This window comes from Sporolactobacillus terrae DSM 11697, assembly GCF_000648615.1.
Lineage (GTDB): Bacteria > Bacillota > Bacilli > Bacillales > Sporolactobacillaceae > Sporolactobacillus > Sporolactobacillus terrae.
In genome coordinates this window covers 1-20367 of sequence record NZ_JFZC01000069.1, presented here as the reverse complement: position 1 = coordinate 20367, position 20367 = coordinate 1, and the positions used below count along the sequence as shown (strand labels likewise).

Here is a 20367-nt window from a genome sequence, read left to right as displayed (position 1 = left end):
CTCGTTTCCTTTACAAAAAGTCAGGAGCAGCCCGCTGCTCCTGACTTTTTGTTTCTCTAATTTTCCAACTGAACCCGTTTTCCGAGATACACAAAAGAAAACAGCAGACTCACACCAACTCCCGCACCTAAGAAAACGAGAAAACCAGCAAAGGAGCGCGTGCCGAATCCGGTGGCTGCGCTAACAATCACACTTTGCCCGCTCAGTAAAAGTGCAGTCAACTGTACGAACGGCCGGCTTTTTTCTTGATGCGTGAGCGGATACAATCCGGCAAGCGCCTGCGGGAAGGGATGCTGCCACAGCGGCACAAGTTGCAGCCCGGTCAAATAGACGATCGAAAGCACAAGAAATACCGAAAAAAGACCAATGTTCAGGAAGAAACCAAGCAATATCCCAATCACCGTCAGACGCATATACATGCCTAGATACTCGTCTGATCGAAGAAATGTTTTGATGAAAATTTGTTCAAATACGGTTCTCCGTTCAAAACGACGCACCGGAAAAAATCGGCTGATCAGACGCCGTGCATGCATGCGCCGTCTCAATCGCGGCACATCGGTAAATAGATTGGCAAACCGTAGGAACTGCATGGCCTGTCTCTGATCACTTTCAAGCAATTTGCGCCAATTCAACAAACCGAAATCCGCTTGACGATGAAACAAGAGGTACGAAACGCATCCCATCACTGCAGCACAAACAACGGACACAAACCACGCTTGGTGACTGAGTACAAAATAGATCCAGAAGAATGTTAAACCTGTCCTCAGAAAGCGCAGCACCTGTGTATCCCTAATAAACAGCTCCTGCCAGCTGCAGTCAATGTTCCATCCCTTTACCAGAAGCAGAGCAGCAGCTCCCATAAGAAAGGATTGATTTCCGTACCCTGTCGTATGAAAGTACAGCGGTGCACAAAGGATCCAGAGTATGAGTAAAAAAGCGCTCTGCATCAAAAAGCTGTAGCGTCTGCTTTTCCGAAAATAGCGATCAAGTTCCGCTTCGGCAGGCAATAGAAACACGAGATCTGCACGTGCGGTAAACGTTCGCACCGGCGCATGCGCGCATGCCAGAGCCACCAGTACACTGATCAGAAGAACCCCGGGAAAATGGGATGGAAGCGTGTCCAGCCATTTCTTGTAATAGAATCCTCCGATTAAAATCATCGCGTAAAGAAAAAACATCAACCCGCTGTTTCGGCCAATTAAATTCCAATAGCGTAGCTGCATCTGAAAGGTCTCTCGCCGTCTCTTCTCCCACAGCATGCTCATTGCATCCATTGTGTTTCGCCCCTCGCTACGGCTAAATAAATTTCGTGCAGGTTGGCATTGACATCTCCAAACTGCCGGCGGATTTGATCAAGGGTCCCTTGTACGGCAATCCGTCCATCATGAAGAATAATAAAACGATCGCAATACTGCTCTGCTGTTGTCAAAATATGTGTCGACATCAGGATCGCTGCGCCTGATTTTTTCATATCGGTCATTAGATCGAGCAGCGATTGAATACCGAGCGGATCGAGACCGACAAAAGGCTCGTCGACAATATAGAGATCCGGTCGCACAAGAAAGGCACACATAATCATCACTTTTTGCCGCATCCCTTTAGAAAAATGGATCGGAAACCAGTGCTTTTTCTTTTCCATATGAAACAATTTAAGCAACGCACTGCTGCGCTGCGCATATTCATCTTGTTGCAGATGATAGGCCATTGCGGTCAGCTGCAAATGTTCCTCCAGAGTCATTTGTTCATACAGTTCGGGAAGCTCAGGCACGTATGCCATACTTTTTCGAAATGCCGTTTTGTCCTCGCGAAGGGTACGGCCGTTAATGCGAATCTCGCCTGAGAATGGATCCAATAACCCAAGAATATGTTTAATCGTTGTACTTTTACCGGCACCGTTCAGGCCAACAAGTCCAACAAGTTCGCCCGCTTTCATTTCGAAGGACACGTCATGGAGAATAGGCCGCTGGCGTGAATAACCGCCGCTGAGCTGCTTTACCGATAATACAGGATCCATGAATCTCGCCTCTTTCATTTTTTTCCTTCTATTTGTAATGTTTTCACCGCAGATACGCGTTCGTTCGTGTCGACATACTGGAAGGATACTTGACCCCCAGCTTTCAGAAAGACGCTGTACGGATTTTGTCCGGAAGTAACCGTGAAAATCTTTTCATTATTGTCGACCATAAATTGGCTCACCGTTTGATGCGCTTCTTCATCATAGTATCTGTATACATGCGTGATGCTGCCGGTCATTTTCTTGAGAAGTGCTGAATCCGTCGGTACTGCGTGATCATCGCCCAGCTTTGTGGCAAGTGCGTATTTATAACTGTCAAACAACGTGCGCTTATCCGTTTCTGCACTATAGACATTCTCATTTTTGCCATGAATCAGCATCAGCTCGCGCAACACATGATTGCTGTCCATCAAAGGGACGACCCAAGTTTCCTGACCATAAATCGTATACAGATTCGGTATTCCTGCTTCATACTTATTCTGTTTAAAGGTCTTTTCTGCAACATTCATTGCTGATTTCCCGTTAAGCAGACCATTGGCACTGGCGTAGTAGATCATTTTTCCGGTTCGCGTGTTCAGCATCGAGTAGCCCACCATCGCGCCGCTCCCTGATTTCGGCCGCGTAAAATCGGTGAACCAGTTTAGCTCAAGGTTGTGATCGAATACGCCGTTCACTTCATCGGATTGTGACCATTCCGTTGGTCTTTTCATGTCCTCTTGGGCAAAAAGTTTGTTCCAGAATCCGTGTATATTCTCGCCGTACCATGTATTCCACGCTTCAGCAACGGTTGATGGAATCGCCTGGTCAATAAAACCGGGCAGGTTCTTTAACGTGTAGTTGCGAATTTTGCCATTTTGTGGATCAACGACATAAACGCCCTGGATCTCAGGAATCTGGCGTAATTTCTGATAATAGCCATAGGCCACGACATAATAAGGTTTGCCGGATTCGTCCGGTTCGAAACTTGGATCGAAAAGGATTGGCGTTTGATGTTGCGCGCGCACAAGGCGCTTCAGATTTTCGGAGTAGTAAGCGGAAGGGACATATTTCATCTCTTTCTTTACCAAGACGGCATTCGCATTTTCGTTTTCTGCACTCATGCGGATATAGCCAGGAATCTTGTGGCTTTTCAACCACTTAAAAAAGCCGCTGTATTCAATTGGTGTGACCCAATAAAGATGTCCGTCAATTTTTTGGAGCGAGGTATGCCCAAGCTCATAATAGGAGACATGGGACAGTTCACCGAGTACCTTCTCACTTTTATAACGTGCGTATTTTTCCGGCACCACCGGGATATGTTGCTCATCCATTGACGCCTCGGGTTTAGCGACAATCGTTGTCTTTGCCGCGGCAAAATCATACTTAGCCTTGGTCACCGTCAACGGATATAGGAAGTGCAAATACGCAAAAAAGAGCAGAAGCAGCAGTCCGGCAGCCGCATTCACGGAAACCGTTTTTTCTTTCTTATACATCATATCAAGAAGCAGAAAGAATCCCCAGAACAAGGACCCATAGCTTAAAAAAGCCTGCCAAGTGTGGTCAATCAATCTAAAATAAGTCATGAGAAACACGAGCAGCAGTCCCAGCACAAATCGTCCGGTCTGCGCTGCAATGAATCGTTTGTTCCTAATCTTCTTTTTCCATACAAATGGATTCAGCGTTAATGCAAGCAAACTCAAAAAATAGATCATAAGTGCCTCCCTTTCTATCTCAGCGGTGAATCTAACCTGTGCAACGCTTTACTTATCTTTATTGTAACGTAACTGCACTGCCGTGCGCCATAACTATATTCACCGCAGCGCACCTGATTTCCTTTATAAAACCGTTACATAATGTGCTAAAATAAATAGAAAAAGGGACAAGCAAAGGAAGGATGATTTCGATGTGCGAAGCGTCAGATTGCATTTTCTGCAAAATTATTAATGGTGAAATTCCAAGTGCCAAAGTTTATGAGGATGAGAACGTTTACGCATTTCTTGATTTGGGTCAGGTAACGAAAGGACATACATTAATTATTCCCAAGCTTCATACAAAAGACATCTTTCATCTTGATCCGGTTGTAGCGGAAAAGCTGTTCCGTAAAGTGCCTATGATTGCCCGTGCGATTCAAAAAGCCTTCCACCCGGTCGGTATGAATTTGCTGAATAATAACAGCGAGCTTGCCGGACAGAGCGTTTTTCATTACCATCTTCATTTAATTCCGCGCTACGGCGCTGACGATACCTTCTCTTTCAGTTTTCAACCGCATACGGATGAGTACTCTAATGAAGCCCGTGCCGAGATCGCTCAGGCCATTGCAGACGAATTGAACTAAGGCATGATTTATCGTAATCAATTTCTGAACTTTGAATTGCATTTTCAGGTGAATACGTGTATATTATTGAATACACCTTGCAGCAGGCCACGGGGCACTGCTGAAGGAACCATCAGCTTAGTTGAGGAGAGATCAGAATGAAACTGAAGAATTTGATTGTTGTTGCTTTGCTTCTTGCCATAGGTACGATACTTCATGCGTTAGTCCCTGGATTCCCAATGAAATCCGATTTTGGATTAGTGATGCTTTTTATATCTCTATTCCTTTTCACTGATTTAAAGAGCTTTCTCATTATAGGACTCGTCGATGGAATCCTAGCAGGATTAACGACTACAATGCCGGGTGGATTTATTCCGAATGTTGTTGACAAGTTGATTACATCTACCGTTGTTTTCTTAGTCTTTTACCTGATTGCAAGGCATCTTCAGCCAAAAGCAACGTACATTTTCGGTGTTGTGCTCGCTGGTCTTGGTACCATGCTTAGCGGAACGATATTCTTGACCGTAGCGATACTTGTTGCCGGTTTGAATACAGCGGCTTTCGGCGGACTATTCGTCACGATGGTGCTGCCAACAGCGCTCGCCAACTTGCTCCTCTTTGCAGTGCTTTACCCGATCATTGTCAAGATCGGCGAACGCAGCGGTTTTCTTCATCATACAGCACCGCGACCGACTACCCGTTAATTTATGTATTCAAGCTCCGTTTCTTTTTTAAGAAACGGAGCTTTTTGTATGCTTCGAATCCACTTATTTTTCATCCGATTGTTCTTATTTTCCAATTTATTGGCCTTCTTAAGTGATATACAAATACCTCTGAGGTATAATAGAGGTAATAAGGTACGTATACTATTCGCGAAGAGGTGATTCTCAATGGGTAAATTTTTCTCCTACACAATTGGTGCAGTCGTTGGCGGAATTATCGGCGGCACAGTTGTGCTTCTCACAACTCCGAAAAAAGGCGAAGAAATCCGAAGCGATATTAAAGATCGCGCTGCTTCGATTCAACAGCCGCTTAAAGATGCAGCCAACAACTTGACTGCTGTCAAAGACCGCGTGATTGCCCTTAAGGATGACAGCGTGCCTGTGCTCAAATCGGCAGTCACCGATATCGGCAACCTGCTTCAGGAATGGAAAGAAGATGTGCAGCCATACCTGACAAAGATTAAGAACAATGTGGTTCAGTTGGAAGCGGCAAAGGACAAACTAAGCAATAAACTGACCGAACATTCGCCTGAGAAAAAAGAAGGCGAAGAACAAACACCGCCATCGTTGTAAGCCCAACAAAAAAGATTCCGCTCCTTTCCTTGGATGCGGAATCTTTTTCTTTTCTCTTAAAACGTCCATTCACCGTTACGAAAGACCGGTTCCCACTCGCCTTCTGAATTTTCACCGTCAATATCCAGTTGATCGGAGCCGATCATAAAATCAACATGGATCAGGCTTGTGTTTGCTCCGTGCGCCGCCAACTCCTCTGCGGACATTTTCGTACCTCCGTCCAGACAAGTTGGATATGCTTTGCCTATGGCTAAGTGGCAGGATGCATTCTCATCATACAAGGTCGTATAGAAAACCAGTCCGGACTGAGAGATCGGAGAATTATTGGGAACCAGTGCGACCTCGCCGAGATAGTGTGAACCTTCATCGGTGTCAATCAGATGGTTCAGCAATTCCTCGCCTTCTTTAGCGTTCACGCTTATGATCCGTCCTTCTTTAAACGTCAGTGACAGATTTTCAATCAGCTTGCCGCCGTATACAAGCGGACGTGTGGCCATCACCGTTCCGTTCACCCCATTTTTCAAAGGCAATGTATACACCTCTTCAGTTGGAATATTCGGAACAAACGTGGTGCCCACACTGTTTACAGCAGCCCCGCCGTCCCAATGGTAGTCCGGATCAAAGGCAATTTTCAGATCTGTTCCTGGCGCTTTATAGTGCAGCTGCTTATATTTCTTCTTATTGAGAAAAGCCACTTTATTCGCCAGTGTCTGCTTATGTTTTTCCCATGCATCAATTGGGTCCTCACGATCGACACGCGTCATCTCGAAAATGACTTCCCATAAATCGGCAACCGCCAATTCACGAATTTTGCCAGGAAAAAGCTTTTTCGCCCATTCAACGGTCGGGTAGATCAATAGGGTCCAGCTGACGCGATCGGACATGCGATAATCATAGTACGTATGAAGTGCGCGCCACATCACCTCTTGATCCAAAGCCGCTTTCTTTGGGTCAATTCCATCCATCATCCCTATTCCGGTTGTTCGAATATCGATGCATGCGGCACCGCGTTTGACGAGATCCTCAAGCTTTTTCGCCTTCCAAACCGGATAGTCGCCAATGACGTCTTCTGCTGCATACTTGAGCCGCAGATGGTCCAAACGATCATCGGTCCAGTTAAAATACACACGTTTTGCACCGGCTTGATAGGCTTTCTCGGCTACAATCCGCGCAAGTTCACCGGCATCAATCGGAGATTTCAGCAAAACCTCTTGTCCTGCCTGCACATTGGCCCCGACCGTCACCGCTAATTCTGCGTACTTTTCCAGTTTCTGTGCAAAGGTTCTCAAATGAAAAGCCCCCCATCTCTGATTCAATTTTTATAAGAAATTATTTCCTGCCACATCTATTCTAACACTTAATCGTTTTGAAAATGCAACCGTTATCATTAATTATTATTTAACTGATGAACACTAAAACTGACATCATTATGTGGCAAATCAATCGTTTTCGCACGCAAGTAAAGATCCTTTTGAACCTCAACTTGTGTCAAATTAATATAGATTTGCCGTTTGTTTGGCTGAATGACCACCCACTTGGGAAAGTTCGATCCGCTTTTGAAGAAACTCAAAACTTCTTGATCCGGCAATGGGATACTGCCGAGTTTCACCGCGGTTTCCTTTAAAATAATGTCGCCACTGGCCACCTTGGGCTGAAAAGACAGGGAAAACGGAATGGCCGTAAACAGCAATTTGTATTTTCCTTCTAAGACAATCTGTTCACCAATTGAAACATGATAAGACAACCGTTTGTTTGCTCCCGAATCGATCTGATCATTAATCATGTTTTCCAGCTGCTGCTTGTTTGCTTGAACAGTGAAAATGGCTTGTCCTTTTGTACGATCTGTTTGCGGCTCAGGCGTATCAGAGGAAGAAAAGCCATTGGTCAGCTTTCCCATAACGATAATCACAGCAGCCAGCTCAATCGCAAGCAATAAAATCAATGCGATCTTCCAGACATTAAATTTTCGTTTAGAACGTTCTTGTCGAAACACGCTTGGTCTCCTTTCGGCTGCTTCGATAATCATCATCGCGTACGATCATTCGAAAAGCATCTCTTTTCTTCATTTTTCTTCATTTATTATAGCGTATTTAATCGACTTTCCAAACGGCAAAGAAAATCAATTTCATGTAAAAGAGTGTCCCTGACCGGAATAAAAAAGCCATTAATTTGCAAAACTCGACAATGGGGGGCCGGATCAGTTAGAATGAACATTGTCAGTAAATTGAGAAACACAAAGCTTCAAAAAAGTTGATTCTTGCGACGGATCGGCACCTATTGTTGCGAACTACTGTGGTAATAGGGAATACTTTAAATTAGGAGTGGACATAGTGAAAAAACTGATCATGATAGCAGCCGCTGTGATTGTACTTGCAAGTCTCGCTGCTTGTGGGAACGGCGGAGATAATGCCGCAATCGTCAAAACGAAGAGTGGCAATATCACAAAAGAAGATTTCTATAACGAACTGAAAAAGACCAATGGTGAATCGGTTCTTCAAAATATGGTTTATGAAAACCTGCTTGAAAAAAAATATCCTGTTTCTAAGAAAGCTGTTGACGCCAAATACAACAGCGTACGGAAAAGCTTCTCAACTGAGGACCAGTTCAAACAGGCATTGCAGCAGAATAACCTCACCGACTCCCAGTTCCGACGTCAAATCAAAGATTCACTGATGATGACTAAGGCACAGCAGGCAGGCATTAAGGTTACGGACAAAGCGCTTAAAGATTATTACAATAAGAACAAAGAATCACTCACTGAACTGAAAGCTAGCCACATTTTAATTAAGGAAAAAGACCAGGCACAATCCGTTCTCAAACAATTAAAAGGCGGCGCTGATTTTGCTAAATTAGCAAAGAAATATTCGATTGATACAGGCTCAAAAGATAAGGGCGGCGAACTGGGTTGGTTCAAACAATCAACAATGGTTCCTGAATTCAGTGACGCTGCAGTGAAATTGAAAGTTGGCGAACTCAGCCCGCTCGTGAAGTCAACGACAGACGGCGGCTACCATATTATCAAGCTTGAAGGCAAGAAAGATTCTTATGCAGATCTGAAATCGTCTGTAAAAGAAGCATACCTTGCCAGCAAAGAAAAGTCTCAGGACGAAGTCATCAAGAAGCTGATTAAGGATGCAAATGTACAAGTCAAGGACAGCCAATTTAAAGATTTATTTAATTCAACTGCAACCACCACGCAGCAATAAGATAAAAAACAATTTCATCCAAAATAAAAAGAGCGATGCGTATGCATCGTTCTTTTCGTTTGTCTTACGCTGGCTGCGCGTCACTCATCACGCTGAACCGATGAGTTCCCGATTTAATGAGTGAGCATCGCATCCGGATCAGTTGCCTGTAGGCTACGCCTAGTCCTGTGCCATCGCTCTTGTGCCTGGACGCACTTCACGCCGCTCGCTTGCCGCAGGCACCCACCAGAGCGCTTACGGGACTTCCGCATCGTGCACAGGACGTACTTCCGCAGGATGCGGTGACTTTCGCGTTGCATACAGGAAGTACTTCCGCAGGATGCGGTGACTTTCGCGTTGCATACAGGAAGTATGCGTACTTAGCGAAAGTTCCTTTAGGAAAGTTCCTTTAAGAAAGTTCCTTTAAGAAAGTTCCTTTATAATCAAGCAGAAAGGTCCTTTACAATTAGCAGAAGTTCCTCTTTAATGTCGCTGATCGTTGTACCACAAAGTTTATCTGAAAACAAAAAAATCCGGAAACCATTGGTTACATGGCTTTCGGATCCTTCCGATTGCGGCGTCGATCTTTTTCAGCATTCATCCGCTTAATATAGACATTGCCTTGCTCCTGAACCCATTCTTCATCAACCTCTTTTTCCTGCCTTGACAAGCTGAACGCTTGATAGCCGCTGAAAATGATTCCGGCAAGCACTAAGTAAACCCACCAAGCAATATTTTCCAGCTTTTCAATCATCGGATCAATCAAGCCGAATTGCTGCAGCAAAAACAGGATAAAAAGACTGCCAACGACAATTAGTGAACGTTTGGCCTGTTTCAAATTACCGCCTCCCAATATGGAGCGTGTCCCATATTTTGTTTGCATTGTAATCTATGCAAGAAAGCGATGAAATAGACCTTCATTCCGAAACATTAAGTAAACGACTCGGGGCCTTCTTCCGATTGGTGTTCATCAAAGGACGGTCGGTACAAGGTACGGTTGTTCATCGCAAAGATTCGCTCGGAAAATTCTCCTGGACGCGTTTTGCGAATAGCCCGGGTCATCACATTAATTTTTGCATCCATGTCATCGAGAATATGCAGAATCTCTGCTTCTTTGAACATTGGCGGCTTCGGACTGCCCCATTCCGGATTTTCATGATGACTAAGTACCATGTGCTTAAGCAAGAGCACTTCTTCTTTATCACCTATTCCCAGTTCTTCAGCGATTTTACCAATGTTGGTCACCATGATCGAGATATGGCCGATCAAATTACCCGAAAGTGTGTAGCTGGTTGCTGTTACCCCGGACAATTCTTCAAGTTTCCCCATATCATGAATGATAATTCCCGCATAGAGCAGATCCTTGTCAATCTCGGGGTACAAATGAACCACGGACTTTGCCATGTCCAACATACAGCAGACGTGGTAAGCGAGTCCCGAGAGAAAATTGTGATGAATGCTCACTGCTGCAGGATACTCGAAGAACGCGCAATGATTTTTCTTTAATAATGCCCGCGTAATACGCTGAATGACTGGATTCTTGATTTCAAAAAGATAGCGTGTAATCTTCTCATTCAATTCATCAATGGACAGCGGCGCAGCCATGACCAAATCAGCTTTATTGACTGCATCACGTTCCGTTGCCGGGCGGATCGTGCGAATTTTAAATTGATTTCGCCCGCGGAACGTTGTAATATCTCCTTCTGCAAGGACTACCGCTCCGGGAACATAATTCGCTTCATCATCAGCTGTACATCCCCACAGTTTCGATTCAATATCACCCGTCTTATCCTGTAAATAAATGGTTAGAAAAGGTTTACCATTACTGGCTAGTCCTTTAGTCACACTCTTTATTAACAGGTATTCATGTACATGTTCGCCTTCTTTATAAAATGCGATTCCTTTCACCATGAATCCTTCCCTTCATTAAAAGTCCGGAAGACGGTCATGCCTCATTCCGTATCTGCTCGTTTTCCGTCTTGTTAAGCACTCATACTGCACCACTTATTTATCCTTGCCTTCCAAGGGTAAAACAGGCAGAGTCATCTCAAAAGCAACGCCATCTTTACGATTCGACGCATAAATCACTCCATGATGATTATGAACGATTCGCTTCACAATTGCCAGACCTAAGCCAAATTGGCCCTTTTCTCCCTTTTCAAACGGTTTGAACATTGCTTTAAGTTCATGGTCAGGAATTTGAGGACCATCGTTTCGTACCGTCACAACCGTCCGAACATTGCTTTTGCCAGCTGCTTCAAGCCAGATTCCGCTTTTGGCGTAGCGCAATCCATTTTCAACTAAATTCTCCAAGACAGTCAACATTTGTTCTTTATCAACATAAAGTTCCGTTTCCTCACCGGAAATATGAATGTCCAAATCCGTTCTCTGAGTCCTGAACCGCTCACGAATTGGCTCAGCAAGTTCGCCAAATTGCAGCTTCGAAAAACGCATTTGTTTGTCGCCAATCGAGTCAAACCGCGTAAAGTAAAGTAATTTACGCACCCGCTTTTCCATTTGCTGCGATTCCTCAATGATGATATCCATAGAATCATCGAGTCCGCCTTTGGGATAGATCCCGTCCTTTACCGACTGCGCATAGCTTTGTACGATCATAATCGGCGTTTTTAACTCATGAGAAGCTTGCTGGAGAAATACCTTCTGAGACTGATCGTAATTGATCAGGTTCAAACGCATCTCTTCAAACTGGGCAGAAAGCCGTTCATATTCCACATCGCCTTTCCATTCAAAAGGCTTCTCCCAATTCAAACGCGAAATTTCTTTAAAGCGCCGTCCCAGAATATCCAATGGCCGTTTCAAGTAGCGTGCCAACCAAAAAGCGAGAAATAAGCTGAGGATGCTTACCATCACAAAAATAAAAATCAACCGATTCCACAAATTGTTTTTTAATTCATTATCATAAGTATCCCACATATAGGAAATGAGGTAACCATCATCCACCATATTGATTTTTACGCGTCTGACTACAAAATAAAGCGTTGAACCGTTTTGTTTCAGCTCATAGCGAGCCAAATTCGTATACTGGTGTTTGATTTGATTTCGCATCTGGTTAAATACATCAGTCTCTAAATAGGTTTGGCTAGTTATGGGTTTGAGGTGCTTATCAACAATAATCGTTCTTGTCAAATCACCGCTTTTATTATCGGTTCCGGGATTATCGATTGCAAAACTCTCATCATGGCGCTGAAAACTGAGCAACTGCTGCGCTTCGATTGTTCGAAATGTATTTTCTTTCAGCGTGTTCTGAATGGAATAGGGGTAAACGATGATAATGATCAAACCAATAAAACATTCAAGGAGAACAAAACATAACCAAATCCGCTTTGTTAATGTCATTTGAAATGGCTTGTTCATGAGACAATCCTGTACCCGGATCCGTAGACGGTTTCCAATGAGAGACGCTCCATCTTTCTGCGTATCCGTCGAACAACATCGTCAACAGCACGATCAGAGCCGACATAATCTTCGCCCCAAACCTCATTCAGAATATCCTGACGTGATTTTGCTATATTTACATTTTCCACCAAATAGAGCAAGACATCAAATTCTTTTGTGGTCAGCTCAATCAGTTGATTCTCTTCATCAAATACCTTTCGGCGCACCACGTCAAGCTGGTATTTAGAGATCACTAATCGATTTTCATGAATTCCTGCACCATACACGCGATGCAGCAATTTCTTAACCCGAATCACAAGTTCCTTGGGTAAAAAAGGTTTCGCCAAGTAATCGTCACTGCCGAGTTCAAGACCAAGAATTTTATCCAAATCTTGATCGCGTGCTGAGATAAAAATAACCGGCTGCTCGGAGTGATTTTCTTTGATCTTCTTGATTAGGTCGTATCCGGACATGCCGGGGAGCATGATGTCCAAAATCCAGAGATGAACGCCGTTATGCAGATAGTTCATTGCCTCTTCCCCAGTATGAAAAACAGATACAGACCAGCCTTCCTTCTCCAAATATGCTTTAAGAATGGAAGCTAAACTTTCTTCATCTTCGACAAGATTAATTTTATAGCTTGTATTATTCATTTGAATTCATCCTTATTCGGTTCATAGTCATTGTTTATCTCTTAAATTATAGCATGCATGCTCGGCTATTTAGCGTTATGAAACAAATTTGACAAGTACACTTTATTGAGATACCGTTTCTTTCCCTTCCTTCGACAGATTCAGAATGGTTTCCGCATGTTCCTTGAGATATGCGGTCTTGTGGCAAGTAAAAATAATGACTTGGCGCTGCGCCGCAATTTTCTCAAGTAGCGCATAGACTTTTTTCGTTCGCAATGCATCAAAGTTGACAAAACTGTCATCAACGATCATCGGCATGGTTTCATAACCTTGAAAGGCGTCCATTAAAGCAAGGCGCAGACATAGATATAGCTGTTCGGCAGTTCCTCTGCTTAGGTTTGCCGCATGAACGTTCACCCCATCCGCCTGTTCGGCCATAAAACCGGAATCGTTCAACGTCAGTCGTACATAGCGATGATCGGTAACACAGCGAAAATATTCCGCCGCTTTCGTCAACACGTGAGGAAGCCGCTGTTCTCGATAGTTTTCCTTCGCCTTTCTAATCGCCCAGAGTGCTGTTTGCAAGACCGCCCAATCCTTTGCTTTGATCCCTGCATCAGTGACTAAGGTGTGATAGCGGTCCAGAGTCTTGCGATAGGAATTATTCGCTTCCATCGCCGCACTGCTCGCTCGATCTGCAGCAAGTTGATCGCGAACGGATTTCAGTTCCGACTCGCATGCAGACAACTGTGCTTGATAGGTCTGTTCCGACTCTGCTTCCCAGTTCCCACTTTTCAGGTAATCCTCATAAGCTCTGATCCGTTCCTCTGAGCCAGTCAGCTCAAGCAACTGAATTCTAGAGGTTTCGGACTTGCGCTCTAACTCGCAACGGCGCGCATCACGTTCGGCAAGCGCATAAAATTGCGCTTCACTGTCTGCATCGACGTCCTTCAGTAGTTGTGCCTGTTGCTGCTTTAAAGCGTGAATCGCATGAAGCTGACGTTCCTTATGGGTTTCATAATAGGTGCACTGTTTTTCGAGGTCCTCCAGATTTCGAAGATGCGCGAACTCCTTTTGACTGCGTTCCTTGAGATAATCTGCATCCCCGCCGGGAACACCCAGCTGCTCTGCCAACGTCTTTGTTTCGTCTAAAAATGCTTGATGCATTGCTGAAAGCTGCACACGCTGATTATTCAACTGATCCATCTTCCGGCATATTTCTTGACCGTTCTCGACCAACCGAACCTTTTCTTCAGCATCATGTAAATGTTCAATCGCGTAGCCATGGCTGCTGAGCCAAGATTTGATCTCTTGTTCAAGCGTTTGTATCTTCTGTCTGTTTGCCCCAACACGTTGATTCAGCCTAGCTAATTCGTCACGCGCCTCAACCAACTGCTGATGAATCATCATCCGTTGACTGTCCAGACGCTCTTCCTCACCGCCGGCAGCGTAAGTGCGGTTTCTGGGGAACGCGAAAAAATACAAACCGACTAGAATGCCGGCGCCTAAAAAAAGTACGGGTACGGCTGCCAGCGGGGTGATTAGAAGCGCAGAACTTAGCGCCAAAACCGCAGTCGCGCCAACAAGAACACTTATTGGTGCTTGATAATGGCCAGAGTGCGTCGTTTCAGAACGGCGGTGCACATTCTGCTCCTGTGCAACTTTTTTCGCCTCGGTGTTCTTCAGCTGAGCCTCCAATTTATCGACATGTTCGGATGCTGCCGACTGATCATGCATGAGATCGCGCTGTTCATTCTGTTTCTCGTTCCAATTGTCAATTTGAATCTTCAACTGTTTCGGAAAAGATAAATCTGAAGAAGCTTGGCGAATAGCGGTTTCCGACCACTGGCCGCCTAAATAATCGCAGATTCTTTGACAGGCGGTTTTTTGCTCGCGAAGCTCGGTTTCAACGCGACGCAGCTCATTTTCATTTTGTTCATCCTCAACTGCTGATTTGAACAGATGTTGGAGCGCTGCTTCATACCGCTGCCAACGAAGATCGACCTTAATCTTTTGTTGCGCGGCTTGCAGCTGACTGATTTGTTCATTAGTTTGCGCCAATTCCTCACGTTTTGTATTGGCCTGTTTCTTTAAATCATCGTACCGCTGCTTGCCTTGTTGAGGAAACGGAGGATCCGCCTGCAATTGTCGCAATTCCTGCTCGAGCAGCTGACGCGACTGAATCAGTGGCCGCGCGGCGGAGAATGCCGTCCACCATTGAAACGCTTGCTGAAGCTTTCGCTTCGTCGCTTCTAATGTCTCCAGTCGCTTACTGCCTTCTTGAATGCGCTGCTGCAGTTCTTGATAATCATCCATTTTCTTTTCCCATGCGTTCAATTCGGCAGAGCATGCGTTCAGCTGCGTAAATCGTTGATTAATGGCAGGTTTCTTTCCCTTTTTTTTAAAAAGTTCGGCACATTGTTTCTCTAAGGACTGTTCCAGCTTGCCCAGTGTTCCACTGCCGATCATTCCCGCGCCAAGCAAAAGATCGTTCAGATCGGATGGGCTTTTTTTATCGATATCTCTCAGTCCGTCCAAATCAAAACAAAAGACACTCTGAAAAAGCATTCGGTTCATCCCGTGCAAAAGCGAATCCAAATGCACCGGTGCCCCATCCCTTAAATGAAAATCAAGCTGTTCTTGTCCATTGAAGCACCGTTCCAAATGATAAACGTTCCCGTCGTCTCCTGTAAAAGTGATTGATCCGCCAATCGTTTGTGAATCACCATTCCCTTGCCATTGCTCAACGGTTTTTTTCCCAGAAAAACCGAACAACTGGTGCACGATAAACGCCATCATGGTCGATTTTCCGCTTTCATTTTCACCGTAGATCATGACAAGCGGCGTATTCGGTAAGGTGATCCGCTTCCGTTCAAAACGACCGAAGCGGCGTATCGTCAGCGCATTGAGTTTCATTGTTTCCGGCGCTCCCCGTAAGAAACGCGCCGCACCCCCTTATGATTCATTGTCAATTGATCCGCTTTGCGTGTCGTTCAACAAAACATCCGCAAGCAACTGCTCGCTCGCATGGCGGATTTGCTGCTGGTCCTCTGAAGACAAAGGAGGAAGAAAACGCCGGCCCAAGTGATGCGAATACAGCATTTCCGCCGCTTCTTCAACGCTTTTTGGCTGTTCGATTAAGCGGAACAGATCGCCGGCGAAATGTGGACTGTTCATGATCTCCTCTTTATTCCAACCCCCATGAACATCAAAGGTGCCGAGTTCCAGCCAGACGAAATCGCTGAGCGGTTCTTCATCTTCATTGAGCGTTTCAATGACTTCCCGAAACAATTTCTCAAGCGTTTGCTGCGGCAATCCGTGCTGTTCAATCGTGCTGTTCAATCGCACAAACACGCCCTGATGCTTCTCACGCTCGTCTTCCTTAAATGCACGCAACGCTTCCGCCAGCTGATCGGCCGTTTCGATCTGACCAAAGAATCGATCGGCATGGATCCACTCAATATCGGAAGTAGGCAGAAAACGGACTTCAGCATGATGCTGCGTCAACCGAACAACGGATGCGCCTTTTAATCCAAGCTCAGAATCCTTAAATGACAGCCCCTGAAGATCGCCCGGGTACCAGGCAGGTACTGAGGTCGGCAACTGCTGTCTTTTATGTATATGTCCCAGTGCCCAATAGTCAAATCCGGCCGTCTCCAAGTCGGACAGCGTAAACGGAGCGTAATGTCCGTCATCAATCCCACTTTTTTCTTCCCCATGCAGAAGGGCGATATGAAAATCCGCAGTTCCGCTTTTGCGATAATGTGCAGCCATATTTTCTTTTACCCATTTCTGGTGATAGCTGAATCCGTACAAATGCACAACCTGACCATTTGCGCAAGTCAAAGTAAAACATTCGGGTGTTTCCGGAAAAACGTGGACATTGTCGGGCAGTCGGAGCTGATTCCATGTTTCGTTGACAAAATCGTGGTTCCCGTATACAAGATAAACAGGAATCGATGCAGCGTACAAGCGCCGCATTTCTTTAACAAAGGCGTGCTGCGCCTTAATGCTTCGATGGCTGTTGTCGAAAAGATCTCCGGATATGATGAGAAAGTCGGCCTTCTCATGAAGTACCGCGTCAACAAGGCGCTGTAAAGCAATAAATGTGCTGCGTGCCGCGCGTTCGTGAAGCGACTCTGGCAGCCGTGTCAATCCTTCAAACGGTCGATCCAAGTGCAGATCGGCAGCATGCAAAAACCGAATCAAAGCGCGTTCCTCCTCGTCTTATCCATTTGTTTCATTTTATCACAGACGATCACATGTTCGCAATTCATTGTACAGCTTTCACGGAACCAGCACTTTGTATCGACTTCGTTTTCAGACCTTCCAATGGAGCGTTTTATCCTTCGAGAGCAGCTTAGAAGCTGCTCGTTTGCCGTAGGCGTACCGCGAGCCTCCTCCAACAGGTGAGACTCTGCGTGGTCTCGCTGACACGTATCAACTAAGCGCGATCCCGCAAGCGCCAGAGCACTTTCGTGACTTCCGCAGGATGCGATGACTTTCGCGTTGCATACAGGACGTATGCGCACTTAGCGAAAGTTCCTTTACAATTAACGGAAGTTCCTCTTCAATGACGCTAATCATCGTACCGGCAAGGGCAAATCGCATACTTTCTTTTACAGCAAAAAAACAGCCTGTGGCAGGCTGCAAGTTGTAGATCTTCCTATCAGTGCACTCGGATCTGTTTCCGGAACACTTCGCGTACCATATAAGCAACACCGTCCATATCGTTTGAACGCGTCACCCACTCTGCTTTTGCTTTGACTTCTTTCGGGGCATTGCGCATGGCCACACCAAGTCCGCACTTTTCAATCATCTCTAAGTCGTCGAACCCATCACCAACTGCAACAATCTCATGAAGCGGAATGCCAAGCTGTCCGGCAAAAAACAGCAAACCGTTAAACTTCGATGTTCCTTGACGAACAATCGTCATACGATCCGAACCGGCTCTCGATGTTTCCAGCGATGGAAAATAATCGCTGATCGCTTTTTCAAGATCATCCGTCGTCTTTTTATCATCCACTTTCACTTTAACATCAGTCGCTGCCTCATAATTTTCAAGCAGATATTGACTGAGCGAGTCAACATAGGTGACTGGGTAGAAGAGCGGCTCATTCATTCCGATTGTCATTTTTGCAATCAAGTTTTTCGAATGCGGCCGATTGCTGACAGACAGACGTTCATGGGACATTTGAATTTGACATGGATACGTTTCAAGAAATTCGGCTAATTGAATCAAGACACTATGATCAATTTTACTTGTGTAGACGGGATCATCCATCGACGATGAAACGAATGCTCCGTTATGAGTGATAATCGGCTGTGTCAAACGCAGCGCTCGCGCAACCTTTGCCGCAGAGTGAAAATGCCGTTCAGAGACTAGAGTGACAATAACGCCTTTTTTTTGAGCATACTGAATGGCATCCTTTGTCTGCCGATCAAGGCGATTGTTGCTGTTCAGCAGGGTTCCATCGATGTCCAATGCAAGTAAGCGATATACCAAGGTTCTCCCCCTCTTCGGAATCCATATCAGTATTTCATTCCTGTGTAGAGCCTATGAGCAAACCCGCAAAAATAGAACAAGGTATCCGTTCGTCCGAACTAAAAAGAAAAAGGAACAGCATCAGCCGTTCCTTTTATAAACGCTATTCCTTTTTCGTGCTTATACTTATTTTGTTGTTCCGCCGAATTGCGACTGGGCTTGTGCCACCAGGCGTTTGGTAATTTCCCCACCAACAGAACCGTTTGCTCTTGATGTTGAATCCGGTCCAAGATTAACACCGAATTCGCGAGCGATTTCTTCTTTCATCTGATTGACTGCTTGTTGTACACCTGGCACGACTAAATTATTTGAATTTGCCATGTGTTTCACCTCCCTTACAGCACATATTTTGCACCGTAAGAGAAATCTATATTCGGGAAGTTCATTGGCATATATAGGAAAAGGAGACTGAAAAGATGCAACTGCTCAGACCTGTTTCAATTCACCGGTTTTCGGATCAATCACCAAGCCAATGACCGGTGTATCTTCAGGAAGCAGTGGATGACTTTTTACAATCGATACGCTCTTTTGCACTTCGTTTTCAACCGTTTGAAAACCATTCAGCCACTCACGAACATCAATGCCTACCTCAGCAAACTGCTTATCCATAATACCGCGCGCTTTAATGTCTTGAATCATTTTATCTGACTTAAGTCCGTGCATGCCGCAATCGGTGTGACCAATAATATAAACGGCTTCAGATCCTAACTCGTAGAGCGAAACTAGAATACTTTTCATGGTATTGCTGTAAGGGGATTCAACCATGCCACCAGCCGTCTTCAGCATGATTGCGTCACCATTTTTCACATTTAATGCTTTGGGCAACAGTTCAATCAAACGGCAGTCCATGCAGGAGACAATCGTCATCTTTTTTGTTGGCCGACTCGGTGCTTCATAAGAACGATAAGCGTGTTCGGCAACGAATTTTTGATTAAATGAAAGCAGATCTTCCAACTGTGACATCGTTTACTTCCTCCAAGTAAGTGATAAACATCACCGTTATCATAAGATAATTTAATGACGGAGTCCACTCATACGACTTAACCGCAAACTTGCCCGAGTCGCTCGCTCGTTCGTTCTTAACGCGCAAAAAAAGCCACCTCCTGATTAGGAGACGACTTTTTTAATCCTTCAATCAATCACAGCTTAACAACGTTAGCTGCTTGCGGTCCACGGTTGCCTTCAACAACTTCGAATTCAACTTGTTGACCTTCGTCAAGCGTTTTGAAGCCGTCCGTTTGGATAGCGCTAAAGTGAACGAATACGTCGTTTTCACCTGGAACTTCGATGAAACCGAAGCCTTTTTCGCTGTTAAACCATTTAACTGTACCTGTTTTCAAAATGAAAACCTCCTAAAAATTGGATATCCAATTACTTGAACATCGAAAAAATTTGATATATGCGTATGTTTTATCCGGCGTACCTTAACCTTGATACTCAGATTCGCAAATCTTTTGCATCGAGGGTCTTCCCGCAAAAATAAAAAATTCACATATTATAAAAAGTATCAATAAAGTACACACACATTGATAATCCTTTTATAACACGTGAATTATAAATGTTGCCTTTTATCATACATACACAATCATAAAATTAGACCTAAATCAAACAAAACATTACATCATTAGATTTTCGGGCGCCAAAACAACGAAAGCCCTACCTCTCTTCCATCCTTACGGTTCCTCTGACCGCGCCAGTATGATCCAGCGCAAAAATAAATCAGCTTCTCATCCAACCTGCTGCCAGTATTGCCAAAAACATCATCAAATCTACATGAAAATCGTGATAAAAATGATATATCCCATTAGGTCTACTTTAGTATAAGTTGTATTGCCGATAAAGTCAAATCAAAAAAAATCTTTTCATTAGAAATGCCTACGCATAGCAAATCCCTTCGTACATAAATGTGACGAAAGTGACGGGCAAAATACGCCCGGTCCTTACTTCCGCCTTCCATTCGGGCTTTGTTCATCACCTTGTGCACAAACGACACTCCAGCTGCTCGCT

General features: G+C 44.8%; 19 protein-coding genes. 4 read left to right on the top strand and 15 right to left on the bottom strand.

What is annotated here, in order from left to right:
* Nucleotides 1-56: 56 nt before the first annotated feature.
* The 3 genes from AA84_RS0113265 to AA84_RS17920 are packed head-to-tail and all read right to left on the bottom strand — an operon-like array spanning nt 57 to nt 3705.
* A complete protein-coding gene (locus AA84_RS0113265) occupies nt 57-1274 on the bottom strand; it encodes an ABC transporter permease (RefSeq protein ID WP_028977607.1) in 1218 nt (405 codons plus the stop codon).
* Nucleotides 1262-2014 carry an ABC transporter ATP-binding protein gene (locus tag AA84_RS0113260; protein ID WP_028977606.1) on the bottom strand — a complete coding sequence of 251 codons (753 nt, stop codon included), beginning with the start codon at nt 2012-2014 and terminating at the stop codon, nt 1262-1264. The genes AA84_RS0113265 and AA84_RS0113260 overlap by 13 nt, the downstream gene beginning before the upstream one ends.
* 14 nt (nt 2015-2028) lie before the next feature.
* A complete protein-coding gene (locus tag AA84_RS17920; protein ID WP_051578037.1) occupies nt 2029-3705 on the bottom strand; it encodes a hypothetical protein in 1677 nt (558 codons plus the stop codon).
* A gap of 191 nt (nt 3706-3896) precedes the next feature.
* On the opposite strand from AA84_RS17920, the gene AA84_RS0113250 reads away from it, so the two are divergent.
* The 3 genes from AA84_RS0113250 (at nt 3897) to AA84_RS0113235 (ending at nt 5602) form a co-directional block, all read left to right on the top strand.
* Entirely contained in the window at nt 3897-4328 is a 432-nt protein-coding gene (locus AA84_RS0113250) for an HIT family protein (protein ID WP_028977605.1), read from the top strand.
* Nucleotides 4329-4465: 137 nt separating this feature from the next.
* Complete coding sequence (locus AA84_RS0113245) at nt 4466-5011, top strand: tryptophan transporter (protein WP_028977604.1); 546 nt, start codon at nt 4466-4468, stop codon at nt 5009-5011.
* Nucleotides 5012-5197: 186 nt separating this feature from the next.
* Nucleotides 5198-5602 (top strand): YtxH domain-containing protein, encoded by a 405-nt coding sequence (locus AA84_RS0113235; RefSeq protein ID WP_028977603.1) that lies wholly within the window; start codon nt 5198-5200, stop codon nt 5600-5602.
* A 56-nt stretch (nt 5603-5658) separates the two neighbouring features.
* On the opposite strand, the gene AA84_RS0113230 is transcribed toward AA84_RS0113235, so the two are convergent.
* Both AA84_RS0113230 and AA84_RS0113225 read right to left on the bottom strand, forming a co-directional pair.
* Nucleotides 5659-6891: an aminopeptidase gene (locus AA84_RS0113230; RefSeq protein WP_028977602.1), complete on the bottom strand. Its 1233-nt coding sequence runs from the start codon at nt 6889-6891 to the stop codon at nt 5659-5661.
* A gap of 98 nt (nt 6892-6989) precedes the next feature.
* Nucleotides 6990-7595: a YpmS family protein gene (locus AA84_RS0113225; protein ID WP_028977601.1), complete on the bottom strand. Its 606-nt coding sequence runs from the start codon at nt 7593-7595 to the stop codon at nt 6990-6992.
* A gap of 337 nt (nt 7596-7932) precedes the next feature.
* Here AA84_RS0113225 and AA84_RS0113220 point away from each other — a divergent pair, with 337 nt between their 5' ends.
* Nucleotides 7933-8808: a peptidylprolyl isomerase gene (locus AA84_RS0113220; RefSeq protein ID WP_028977600.1), complete on the top strand. Its 876-nt coding sequence runs from the start codon at nt 7933-7935 to the stop codon at nt 8806-8808.
* A gap of 526 nt (nt 8809-9334) precedes the next feature.
* On the opposite strand, the gene AA84_RS0113215 is transcribed toward AA84_RS0113220, so the two are convergent.
* The 10 genes from AA84_RS0113215 to AA84_RS0113165 all read right to left on the bottom strand — a co-directional run bounded on the left by AA84_RS0113215 (nt 9335) and on the right by AA84_RS0113165 (nt 19700).
* Nucleotides 9335-9625, bottom strand: a complete 291-nt coding sequence (locus AA84_RS0113215; protein WP_051575087.1) for a sporulation YhaL family protein — start codon at nt 9623-9625, stop codon at nt 9335-9337.
* A 92-nt stretch (nt 9626-9717) separates the two neighbouring features.
* The gene (yhaM, locus tag AA84_RS0113210) at nt 9718-10698 is read right to left on the bottom strand and encodes a 3'-5' exoribonuclease YhaM (RefSeq protein ID WP_028977598.1); all 981 of its coding nucleotides are present in this window, start codon (nt 10696-10698) and stop codon (nt 9718-9720) included.
* Between the two features lie 93 nt (nt 10699-10791).
* Nucleotides 10792-12162 (bottom strand): sensor histidine kinase, encoded by a 1371-nt coding sequence (locus AA84_RS0113205; protein ID WP_028977597.1) that lies wholly within the window; start codon nt 12160-12162, stop codon nt 10792-10794.
* Entirely contained in the window at nt 12159-12836 is a 678-nt protein-coding gene (locus AA84_RS0113200) for a response regulator transcription factor (protein WP_028977596.1), read from the bottom strand. The genes AA84_RS0113205 and AA84_RS0113200 overlap by 4 nt, the downstream gene beginning before the upstream one ends.
* Nucleotides 12837-12938: 102 nt before the next feature.
* Nucleotides 12939-15731, bottom strand: coding sequence for an ATP-binding protein (locus AA84_RS0113195; RefSeq protein ID WP_028977595.1), 2793 nt, complete (start codon nt 15729-15731; stop codon nt 12939-12941).
* 39 nt (nt 15732-15770) lie between these two features.
* A complete protein-coding gene (locus AA84_RS17915; RefSeq protein WP_051578034.1) occupies nt 15771-17024 on the bottom strand; it encodes a metallophosphoesterase family protein in 1254 nt (417 codons plus the stop codon).
* Nucleotides 17025-17484: 460 nt separating this feature from the next.
* Nucleotides 17485-18321, bottom strand: coding sequence for a Cof-type HAD-IIB family hydrolase (locus AA84_RS0113180; RefSeq protein ID WP_028977593.1), 837 nt, complete (start codon nt 18319-18321; stop codon nt 17485-17487).
* A 165-nt stretch (nt 18322-18486) separates the two neighbouring features.
* Nucleotides 18487-18681, bottom strand: a complete 195-nt coding sequence (locus AA84_RS0113175) for an alpha/beta-type small acid-soluble spore protein (protein WP_028977592.1) — start codon at nt 18679-18681, stop codon at nt 18487-18489.
* Between the two features lie 105 nt (nt 18682-18786).
* Nucleotides 18787-19323, bottom strand: coding sequence for a beta-class carbonic anhydrase (locus AA84_RS0113170; RefSeq protein WP_028977591.1), 537 nt, complete (start codon nt 19321-19323; stop codon nt 18787-18789).
* Nucleotides 19324-19499: 176 nt separating this feature from the next.
* Nucleotides 19500-19700 carry a cold-shock protein gene (locus AA84_RS0113165; RefSeq protein WP_028977590.1) on the bottom strand — a complete coding sequence of 67 codons (201 nt, stop codon included), beginning with the start codon at nt 19698-19700 and terminating at the stop codon, nt 19500-19502.
* Nucleotides 19701-20367 lie beyond the last annotated feature (667 nt).

What these genes read in the sequence shown, in the direction of transcription:
- AA84_RS0113265 (WP_028977607.1), bottom strand. Translation starts at nt 1,274, where the DNA reads ATGGATGCAATGAGCATGCTGTGGGAGAAGAGACGGCGAGAGACCTTT.
- AA84_RS0113260 (WP_028977606.1), bottom strand. Translation starts at nt 2,014, where the DNA reads ATGGATCCTGTATTATCGGTAAAGCAGCTCAGCGGCGGTTATTCACGC.
- AA84_RS17920 (WP_051578037.1), bottom strand. Translation starts at nt 3,705, where the DNA reads ATGATCTATTTTTTGAGTTTGCTTGCATTAACGCTGAATCCATTTGTA.
- AA84_RS0113250 (WP_028977605.1), top strand. Translation starts at nt 3,897, where the DNA reads ATGTGCGAAGCGTCAGATTGCATTTTCTGCAAAATTATTAATGGTGAA.
- AA84_RS0113245 (WP_028977604.1), top strand. Translation starts at nt 4,466, where the DNA reads ATGAAACTGAAGAATTTGATTGTTGTTGCTTTGCTTCTTGCCATAGGT.
- AA84_RS0113235 (WP_028977603.1), top strand. Translation starts at nt 5,198, where the DNA reads ATGGGTAAATTTTTCTCCTACACAATTGGTGCAGTCGTTGGCGGAATT.
- yhaM (WP_028977598.1), bottom strand. Translation starts at nt 10,698, where the DNA reads ATGGTGAAAGGAATCGCATTTTATAAAGAAGGCGAACATGTACATGAA.
- AA84_RS0113205 (WP_028977597.1), bottom strand. Translation starts at nt 12,162, where the DNA reads ATGAACAAGCCATTTCAAATGACATTAACAAAGCGGATTTGGTTATGT.
- AA84_RS0113200 (WP_028977596.1), bottom strand. Translation starts at nt 12,836, where the DNA reads ATGAATAATACAAGCTATAAAATTAATCTTGTCGAAGATGAAGAAAGT.
- AA84_RS0113195 (WP_028977595.1), bottom strand. Translation starts at nt 15,731, where the DNA reads ATGAAACTCAATGCGCTGACGATACGCCGCTTCGGTCGTTTTGAACGG.
- AA84_RS0113175 (WP_028977592.1), bottom strand. Translation starts at nt 18,681, where the DNA reads ATGGCAAATTCAAATAATTTAGTCGTGCCAGGTGTACAACAAGCAGTC.
- AA84_RS0113170 (WP_028977591.1), bottom strand. Translation starts at nt 19,323, where the DNA reads ATGTCACAGTTGGAAGATCTGCTTTCATTTAATCAAAAATTCGTTGCC.